Raw genomic sequence first — 9,402 nt, forward strand, 5'->3', positions numbered from 1 at the left:
AGCTGCGGGAACGGGCTATCCGCCTAATGTGTTCGGCTGGGATCGGAAATCAACCTTTATCAAACAACATCATCAGAAACGTGAAGGGCGAATTCGGAAGCTGATTCTCCCTTTCACCGGCTGGCAAAACGATTTACACCTAATTGTGGACATTGCCCACGCGATTTCTCTTTGCTCCCGCATCGATCTCGCTAAACTAATAGGTGCTGCTACCAGGGCATTTTTCTGGTGCATATTCTATTGGCTCCTGCGAAGATCGGAGCGGCTATGTTTGCCGCCGAGTCCCACACCGGCCGTCATCACATCGCAATCGCTGCCATGGCCTGCCTATGCGTTTTGCTGGGCGGGCCTTCTTGTGCCGCGGGCGCGGAGAGCCTGTTTATCGCAGGCGCGACGTACTGCGAGCCGGGCGTGTCGGGCCCCAGCTGGGCCTGGACCGATGCCGGCCATCTGGAGCTTGACGGCTACGCGGGCGACGCCACCGCCGCCGACGGCGACCTGGTCGTGACGCTCGCCGGGCAAAACTCGGTGACGGAGTCGAATGCGCCCGATGCGGACATCACGCAGTGCGGCATGGAGGTGTGGGGCAGCCTGACGCTTCGCGGCACCGGGTCCCTGGCGGCATCGGGCTCGCAGTGCGCGATCCACGTCTCGCGGGCGCTCGTGGTGGACGGCTGCGCCGTCGATGCCCGGGCGGAAGGGGCCGACGTCACGGACGAGGCCGTGGCCGGCGTGATCGCCGGCGACATGGCCGTGCGCGGCGGCGGGCGCGTCGTCGCCTTCGGTGCCGAGCCCGCCGCCGGCGTGTACGCTTACGGTTTGTACCTGCAGGACGCTGGCGACGGCTCGGCCGGGTGCGGGCTTTCGGTCGACGCCTCGTGGCTCGACGCGGCCGGTGCCGATGGCGGCGTTGCTTGCACGGGTGGGTCGCTCGTGTCCGCGCGGTTCGTGACGCCTGCTGGCGGGACCTTTGGTACTAGTGGCGTTGTGGATGCTGCAGGAGTCGTGGCACCGCATGTGATGGTTGAGCCCGATGTCGCCATGCCTCCGGCGGGGGAGAACGATGGGTCCGATGTGCCGGGCAGCGGGACGGGCGCGCCTGATGGTGGCGTCGGTCCCGCTGCAGAGCAACCCGGTACGGAGCCAACGACGGTTGCCGCAATGAAGCCTGCGGCTACGTCGCCCAAGACAAACATAACGACCAAGACGACGGTGACCAAGACCACGGTGCCTACGCCGTCCAAGCCTAAAGCCACCAACGTGACCGCAGCGACACTCCCCAAGACTGCCGACAACAACTGGATCGCAACTTCCGTGACGCTTTTCCTTCTTGGTATAGTGTTTCTAGCTACCGCATGTCGTTGTTGAGATAGCTGCCATTTAGAAGAAAGGGACATCCACAAGGTATAACTATATGCTTGTTTGTTTATTGGCACCCAATAATCGAAGGCGGGGCCATACGGACGCGACCATGGGCTGAATCGTGACATGCGACCCAGGTCCACATGAATGATACAAGCATTCAATAATGTCGCAGTTTGGACTGAAGGCAACGAAGGGGCACCGGGGTCTTTGTCGACCTTGGTGCCCAAGCGAAAAACCATCAGAGTTGCTTCGCAATATTCGACGGTGCTAAAGCGGGCAAATATTAAACCGGACTCATTGGTGAGCTGTATGAGCTGGTTTCTTAGTGACACCCCGGATTGTCTATAAGCAAAAGTCTGGTGTTTCGGAAATGTTGTACCGTACGCCAAAACTGTCAATCTCTTGTTTTAATACAGCCCACTCAATTTCTAAAAGCAGCCGCATAACATCGTAAATTGTCACAATGCCTCGAATCCCCTTGCTCCTCATCCGCACGAGTTCGTAAATCAATTGAACAGAAATCGTTGCTGTATACGGTTCACCGCTTCTATCAAGATTTAATGCTCTTGCAGCATCAATGATCGCGGTGCCAAATAGAAGCTCAGGGCAAATCCCTTCAGCGGGGTTTTCGATTGTGATATTTACCTTATCTGCGCAAAGCTCAATTTCTGTTTCTCCGGCTCTGCTTTGTTTGAGAAAGGGTTCCGATTTACCTAGACCTAAATATTCCGTTCTTTTAAGACGCTGCCTGCGGAAGCTCTCCTTAAACATATTGTTACGACAATCTATGATGGCGGCATTCGCAATCTGGTCAGTCAGGCATGGGTAAAAACCTATTAGGATCCAATCGACCTCGCAAGATGCCTTGAAAAGGAGATCGTAAATTTCCGCATAAAGTGGGCATTGTCCACTGTCGAGGCGGGTCACTCTTATTCCATCGTGCATGAATAATCCCTGAAAATCTGAATGAATTTCAATTAAATAGCCCAATTCAATGCGTCCATCATCACCGCTAAGTTCAGTAAGGTGATTGCGGTATTTAGGTAATTTGCGAGCATGACCTGTTTTTCCACCAAACAATCGGGCATCTAGAGAGCGCGTCAGATCGTCACAGCATGCACAGCTTTGATGATATTTTGCCAACGAGACATAGTTTGCGGCTAAACTCGCCATTTCCTCCGACGATACGCTGTCGACTTTAAGCCTTGGCACCAGCTTTTCATAGTCAGCCTTCATCGCCGATGTGAGCTCAGCAGATTTTGATTGAGCGTTTCGACCATGTTTGATGTTATGGTCGATTCTAAAATGTTCCAAACCAACAATGGATCCATTTTCGCGGGTAATAACAATATCAGGGCACTCGCTGCCTGCGTTAATAGATCCACCCACCTTCAAGGCAGCTTTCTTCTTGTAACCACCCGAGGCCATCGATAGCCTAAGAACATCATTGAACACTTGCTCTTCATGCGCGTTCTGGTCGCTTTTGTTCTTGCTCATGCCGGATCCTCCGCTCTTATAAGTGAAACATAATTCAACTAGCGCTCTTATAGAAGGTGCGAGACCCTCGCCACAAATGAATGAATGACGAGGGCAAACAGGGTTAAGGTATGACCTCCGTGTTACCTTTCAGCCCTACCCAAATTCAAATTAATTATGCTGCTTTATCAATTTGAATAGCGGGGATCCTCGATTTCTTTCTTCCTAAGCTTGTGCTGGTTCCAAAGTCGGTCTGGCCTCTTTTAGATGCAACTTTGTATTTCTCAATCTGAGTTCTATAGCCTTCAATTAGCTCCAATAAAGACTCATCGAGAAACAGCAACATTTCGCTTCCGTCATATCCCTCAGCGGTATCATCCACGAACTTACATTCTGTTCTCGGCATATCGAAGGTGCACTTACGGAGAAGGTTCTCAAGTATTTCTAGGCGGCGAACCAGAACGCCTGCATCATCTATAACATCCAGCCAACTGGACCCGTCCTTGCAAAACAACATTTTGTCCCTTTCGTTTTACAGCCCTGATGGACAAAAGAAATCTATAGCCGCGTGCGGACATCATTGAAAATTGTTCTTGAAAGCAATGTAGAAAATCAGTTTCAGACATTATGTTGTACGGACTTGCTGAAACCTTTAGTTTTAATCTCAATTTAAAGTAGATATTTGTTCGAAACTAACAAATAATGGTTTTAAAACAATATAATTTTCCTTGTTATTAAAGAATGTCTGCGGTGAATCAACTGTTTTTGAAAAGGACTCTGAAGATGATCCTCAATTTTTCATTTAAGAACTTTCAGAGCTTTCGAGATGCTCAACAGTTCTCGTTTGAACCGATTTCGAGCAAAAAGGAACTTGGGCCTGTGCGAGTGGCTGCGGTTTACGGCGCAAACGCGTCAGGCAAATCAAATTTCCTAAATGCTCTTTACTTTGTCTCTTACTTTATTCGTACAGGTTATGCGGCAGGCGATGCGAATTCTCAAATACCCATCGCCCCCTTTTTACTTGACTCGGAATCGCGATCAAGTGACACAGAATTCTCGATAGATTTTATCGCTAGCAACTTAAAGTATGAGTTTTCATTTGGTGTGAACAAAAATGAGGTTACATATGAGAACCTCACTGTGTATCGATCAAAACAGCCGTCCCTTCTCTATGACCGCTCTTCGATAAACGGGGAACAGTCAATTAAATTTGGTAGTACCTTTACAGGTGCAAAAAAACAACTTTGGGATATCACGCGCAATAATTCTTTGTTCTTATCTGCCGCAGCGGCGGCTGGAAGTGATGTAATTCAACCCGCATTCACAGCTCTTGCCAATGACATCAATCTCTATGATGCAACGCATTATCTAGCAGAACTCGCCACCATAAAAAAGCTGTTTATCAACGATGACGCTCGAGCTCAGATGCTATCTCAGCTCATTAAATATGCTGATATCGGAATTGACGGCATAGATGTCCGTCAATCGGAAGGCGTCATGGGTTTAAAAGACTCACTCATTGGACTCGATGAGATTCCGGAAGAGGCACGTAATAAAATTGCAGAAGACTTTAAATTGTCGTTCGCTTATGACCTGTTCTTCCACCATAAAGGCTCGGGAGATGGCTTTTGGCTGGGCTCCGCCCATGAATCGGAGGGCACAAAAGCTGCGCTGGCGTTTTTCTCGGTAGCCTTACGTTCTTTAAGCAGTGGGGCCACAACAGTAATTGACGAGCTTGATTCGAGCCTTCATCCTACGCTCCTGCGCGACTTCGTCTCACTGTTTGCCGACCCCGGCACAAATCCAAAGGGCGCGCAGTTAATCTTCTCGACCCATGATGTTACCTTGATGACGCGAACCAGCCCCATGGAAGAGGTGCTCGAACGTGACCAGGTCTGGTTTGTGGAAAAGGACTCTGAAGGTGCTTCGCAATTAATTGCTGCGATGGAGTATTCCCCTCGCGCAAATGAGAATCTGGGGCGCAATTATTTAAACGGTGTCTATGTGCCGCTGCCCAACCCAAGTTTTCATCAACTTGTGGCCCGACTCATGAAGGAAGGCGCTGACATAAATGGCTAAGACAGAAAGGAGAGGGCTTGCTCGCGGCCGTAAAAAGCAAACAAGAGCCAAAAGAAAGCGCCATCTAATTGTGTCCAATGGCAAGGTGACCGAAACCGAATACTTTAACTTCCTTATTAATGAAATGGACGTTCGTGGAAGCGTACGGTATCGGCATATTGACGGAGATCCTTTGAAGGTAGCCAAGCAGCTTTCGCGAGAGCTCGATTCAGATAAAAAGGCCGTTAAAGCAGGTGAAATCGAAGCATTGAGTTCCGCATGGATCGTAGTCGATTCCGATGAGTTCAGAAACCTAGCCGCAGCAGAACGAGAAGCAAAGACAAAAGGAGTTAGGCTCGCGATCTCCAATCCATGCTTTGAAGTATGGCTTATCGATCATGTCTCACCATGCCCGGAAACTTTTGCATCGACGCCACAATGTGAGAAAAGAGCGCGCGACCTTGGCGTTCTAAAATCTACTGACCCCAACAGGTCCTCCGCGTCAAAGTTCAAGTCGGTAAATCTCGAAATGATTGACGGCAACAAGGGCCAAGCTTTGACCAATGCCGCAAAGCACAATACGGATAATAAACGTCGTGCAAGAGAAATGAATCCGGACAACCTTACCGCCTATCAAGTATGGACAGACTTGCCTGATCTTGTAGATGACGTATTTGGGTCGGGTAACTAGTGCGATTCATCCCGCGTTGGGGGCAGGCATTTAACTCAATAAGTTGTAAACGAGGTAGCAATGCTTTGGAGCTATGTTCAGCTAGATGACGGCGCTGGTCGAGCTGCACAAGAAAATCATTCAATAGCGGACGAGAAGAATTCAACATTACCGATTTCGCTCGACGACTCTACGTCGATCGACCATGCAGTTGAGTTAACCATTACGGGCATGCCCAACGCGCTCAGGCTCTTGGAGAACTCATGATGGCGGCTACGCGGCAGAGTGCTCGTCCGTTCCCGCCGCTCGTGCTCGATGATGCCAGTTCGCTCGAAGCCATGGCCGGCGCCGTCATGCGCCTTCACAATACGCTGCTAACAATCGGACGCTGCTATACGACCGATGCCGCGGGCGACAGGGCTATGCTCGAGCTCGGACGCATCGAGTCCGTGCTTGCGGGCGCGTTCTGCACGATATTCGGCCAATCGCCAGCCGATCGTTTCACGGACATCTTTGACCAGGTCGCCTACGTCGCCGAGCACATGGTCAAGGACCACATCTTCGAGGACGGCAACAAGCGAACCAGCCTTGTCTTTGCGTTGTCCGTCCTAAGGTTCGCCGGCACTCCGGTCGTGCTGTCCGACAGCCCCGAACCCAAAGACAACCAGTACTACGCCTGGATCCAGGACCTCGTTGCTAGACGCCGCACGCTCGACGATCTAGCCAACGAGCTTAGGTGCCATTGCATCGTGATCTCCGACGACGCTTCGCACGTATAGAATCAAAGCATCCGCACGCCAGCTATGAGATGGATTGGACGTCACATGGAGATCCCCAACACCCTGTGCAGCAATGTATACGACTTTGCGTTTTGCCCCGAGCCCTGTTACGAGCGCTTGGCCGACCTCGCCGACCCCGAGGACTGGGGTCCCGGCAACCGCATCCTCAAAAACTACCTGTCGTTTTCGCTTAGCCGCGCGGTGTTCTTGACCGAGCGTGACGTGGACCAGACCGCACCGTCCAACCTGCCGCTGGTGTTCGACGACGACCGATGCCTATTCAACACCGGCCTTTACACGCGCCGCTACGAGACCATCTACGGCCTGTTTGAGCCCAACACCAAGCCCGACGCGCGTCAGCGCTGGTTTTTGAAGGGCTTCTTTAAGGAGAGCGACCCCATGCTGGTCTCGTTTGAGTACCTGCCGTGCCGCGTGCGCTTTGCCGAGGACCCCTCCGAGCTGGTCTTTGACTACCGCCTTCCCATCCGCTCCAACATCGACCACATTCTGGGCGACGAGGAAAACCTTACGCGCATTCCCGCCAGCCTGATGGGGGAGGGCAACTCGCTGCTGCTGCGCCGTGCCTTTGAGGGAGCCGTCGTCGAGGCCGCCCGCCGCGCCGCAGCCAACTATACGCTCGCGGTGCCGCAGTTCTACGGCGGCCGGATCCAGCTACTCCTACCGCTGTGCCTGACCGGCGACAAGCCCGAGCTGGCGCTGACCATCCAACGCGAGGACGGTTTCTACGCCGCGCGCACCTGCCTCACGCTCGACATGGCCTACAACAACGCGCGACTTATCTGCCGGCCCGAAACCTCGTGGATCAAGCGATAAAGGGTGGTTTAGCTGGGGGGTTTGTCGGCTGCCCTGATTACTGTGGCGCGGTTTGCGCCCGCGAATTTTAAATCGGAAGCAAAAAGTTCTTGGTAAACCACGCACGGCTATGTTAGTATCTCTTTTGCCGAAAGGCGACGGGCGATTGGCTCAGGGGTAGAGCATATCCTTCACACGGATGGGGTCACAAGTTCGAATCTTGTATCGCCCACCATCTAAAGTGCAGGTCAGAGGTGTTAAGCCTCTGGCCTTTTTCTTTTTGACACCAAGCTTGACACCAAATCTGACACCAAAATCGAATCGAAATTTTTAAACGCGTTTCTAGCTGATCTCTCCTGAACTGACGCCATCGCGCGTTTTGTATAAAGCTCATGCGCTCTTTCATTGAATTTGCCATGGGATTCACGTACAAATGTGGAGATAGGGACCACGGCCCCAGAACGCCTGCCAGCAGATTTGTGCCACACGGCGATCTTTAGGCGAAATGCGTCAAGCTATTTGTCGGCATTTGGTCAGCTTCCGGTACTTACCGGCATGATGCCGCCATTGATAATCGGTCTACCTACAAACATAACGGCACGCAGCCAAAGCTAGGGGAGGCCCATATGGACGAGATCGTCTGCGCAAACACCGCATTCCGCTACTGGCGCTGCCCGCCCCAAGTGCGCAACCTCTACCCGCGACTGCCAAGCCCAGAAGACGGCTGGCGAGCCCTAGCCCAAGCCCCTTTCGTAACCGATATCCTCAAGACCCCGATTATTACCACAACAGTGCCCGGTGGCGTTAACTACCATTCGGGATTACGGACAACAATCCACTGTGATGATGCTTCGGGGGTGGATAGCACGCTGGAAACCGCGATGAGCTTTAGGGTTACCAATCCACTTGCGACGCTATTTACCATGGCGCGTTTTGTATCTCCAACCGATCTTGTCCTTGCCATGTACGAATTTTGCGGATGGTTCTCAGTCTTTGAGCCCACCGCCGCAGCAGAAGCAGAACTACTCAAAGCTGAAGGCGCCGCACAGGACGCCACCACCGAATCCCTCTTTGACCTCGATGAAAGCCAAGACGAACCACAATGGAAACGCGTTTATGCGCGTATAAAAGTCAAAGAACAGGTAAATACGAAGGGGCTCAACGGACAAAAGAAGACGAAGGAGGTCACAAGGCTAAAGGGCACTTCGCTCTGGATGAGGAAACCGCTCATCGAATTACACGAGCTTCATGAGTACGCCAGTAAGGTGAAAAAACGAAAGTGGGGTACGAAGTTTTACAACGCCGCGCAGCTGGTGACAGGTATAGCAGCTTCTCCGCTTGAAGTTGCAGGAATTTTATTGCTATCGCTTCCTCGATCTCGCGGCGGTGCCGGCTTTCGAAACGTTTATGTTAACGACCTTACGCCGCTTACTGCATCGGCGCAGAGCATTGCAGGGCAAAAAGTCTGCTACGGGGATATCGTGATCGTGAATCCAACCATAATGAAGGCAGGCATCGTGGAGATTCAGGGAGAGGTTATCCACGGATCAGGCGCCGTGCTCGACCACGATGCCAAACGCGTGACGGCGCTGCAAAGTATGGGGTATGACGTCTTCTTGGTTACGCACGACATGCTTAACGATGCCGAGCAACTTGATGCGATCGTGCGAAGTCTTTGCTCGCGCTTGGAATTGCGCTATAGGTGTAAAACTAAGGCGCAAAAGACAAAGGAAATGGAGTTACGAGCCAACGTGCTGTGCAACTGGCTGGAAATCGGTCGTTAGACGGGTGCCTTGCTCACTTCCGGGCGCCCTCGGTCGGCCGCCTGCGATGCCGCCGCCGCGAAACCGGCCCATCTACTACGTTTGACCCCGGCCCCTAGACCATACCCCGTATTTCGCGAAAACCGCAGGCCGTCTACCTGCACTGATAATTGTCCTTGGGGGAAGCGGGCACTGCGGGGGCGCGTCAACAGCGCGCGATTTCCGCGTCGCAGCGCTACCCTGATGCTGAACGCCGGGACGATGACCCACTGACCTGCTGACGCCTCTTCGGCCGTCCTCAAATCCGACCTGTCTCGCCCCGGCTTCCGCGACCCGGAGTCCTGCCATGACCTAATAGGAGCATGAGCGCGGACAATCGGACAAGGCAACTTGATTGTAGCGCTCCCGTCAGTGCAATGTCTGGGAGGCCCGGGCGCGGGGCAGGCGGCAGACCGAGGGGAGCGAAAATGGAAGGCGA

8 protein-coding genes and 1 tRNA gene are annotated in these 9,402 nt (G+C 52.7%); 7 read left to right on the forward strand and 2 right to left on the reverse strand.

The window, feature by feature from the left end:
• Positions 1-267 precede the first annotated feature (267 nt).
• Complete coding sequence (locus KSY82_RS09875) at positions 268-1,368, forward strand: hypothetical protein (protein WP_217751087.1); 1,101 nt, start codon at positions 268-270, stop codon at positions 1,366-1,368.
• A gap of 339 nt (positions 1,369-1,707) precedes the next feature.
• Here the strand turns inward: KSY82_RS09875 and KSY82_RS09880 are convergent, their stop codons facing one another.
• Both KSY82_RS09880 and KSY82_RS09885 read right to left on the reverse strand, forming a co-directional pair.
• A complete protein-coding gene (locus KSY82_RS09880; RefSeq protein ID WP_217751088.1) occupies positions 1,708-2,862 on the reverse strand; it encodes a hypothetical protein in 1,155 nt (384 codons plus the stop codon).
• Between the two features lie 154 nt (positions 2,863-3,016).
• On the reverse strand, positions 3,017-3,358 hold the full coding sequence (locus KSY82_RS09885) for a hypothetical protein (RefSeq protein ID WP_035138300.1): 342 nt from the start codon (positions 3,356-3,358) through the stop codon (positions 3,017-3,019).
• Positions 3,359-3,624: 266 nt separating this feature from the next.
• Between KSY82_RS09885 and KSY82_RS09890 the strand changes: the two genes are divergently transcribed.
• The 6 genes from KSY82_RS09890 to KSY82_RS09915 all read left to right on the forward strand — a co-directional run bounded on the left by KSY82_RS09890 (position 3,625) and on the right by KSY82_RS09915 (position 8,945).
• A complete protein-coding gene (locus KSY82_RS09890; protein WP_217751089.1) occupies positions 3,625-4,920 on the forward strand; it encodes an AAA family ATPase in 1,296 nt (431 codons plus the stop codon).
• Positions 4,913-5,590, forward strand: coding sequence for an RloB family protein (locus KSY82_RS09895; protein ID WP_217751090.1), 678 nt, complete (start codon positions 4,913-4,915; stop codon positions 5,588-5,590). Before KSY82_RS09890 ends, KSY82_RS09895 begins: the two co-directional genes overlap by 8 nt.
• Before the next feature lie 242 nt (positions 5,591-5,832).
• Complete coding sequence (locus KSY82_RS09900) at positions 5,833-6,348, forward strand: type II toxin-antitoxin system death-on-curing family toxin (protein WP_217752383.1); 516 nt, start codon at positions 5,833-5,835, stop codon at positions 6,346-6,348.
• A 45-nt stretch (positions 6,349-6,393) separates the two neighbouring features.
• The gene (locus tag KSY82_RS09905; RefSeq protein ID WP_217751092.1) at positions 6,394-7,182 is read left to right on the forward strand and encodes a DUF3825 domain-containing protein; all 789 of its coding nucleotides are present in this window, start codon (positions 6,394-6,396) and stop codon (positions 7,180-7,182) included.
• A gap of 139 nt (positions 7,183-7,321) precedes the next feature.
• A tRNA-Val gene (locus tag KSY82_RS09910) sits at positions 7,322-7,396 on the forward strand.
• A gap of 391 nt (positions 7,397-7,787) precedes the next feature.
• Entirely contained in the window at positions 7,788-8,945 is a 1,158-nt protein-coding gene (locus tag KSY82_RS09915; protein WP_217751093.1) for a putative endonuclease domain-containing protein, read from the forward strand.
• The last annotated feature ends 457 nt before the right edge of the window (positions 8,946-9,402 follow it).

Origin of the sequence: Collinsella aerofaciens, assembly GCF_019131995.1 — a bacterium.
Lineage (GTDB): Bacteria > Actinomycetota > Coriobacteriia > Coriobacteriales > Coriobacteriaceae > Collinsella > Collinsella aerofaciens_S.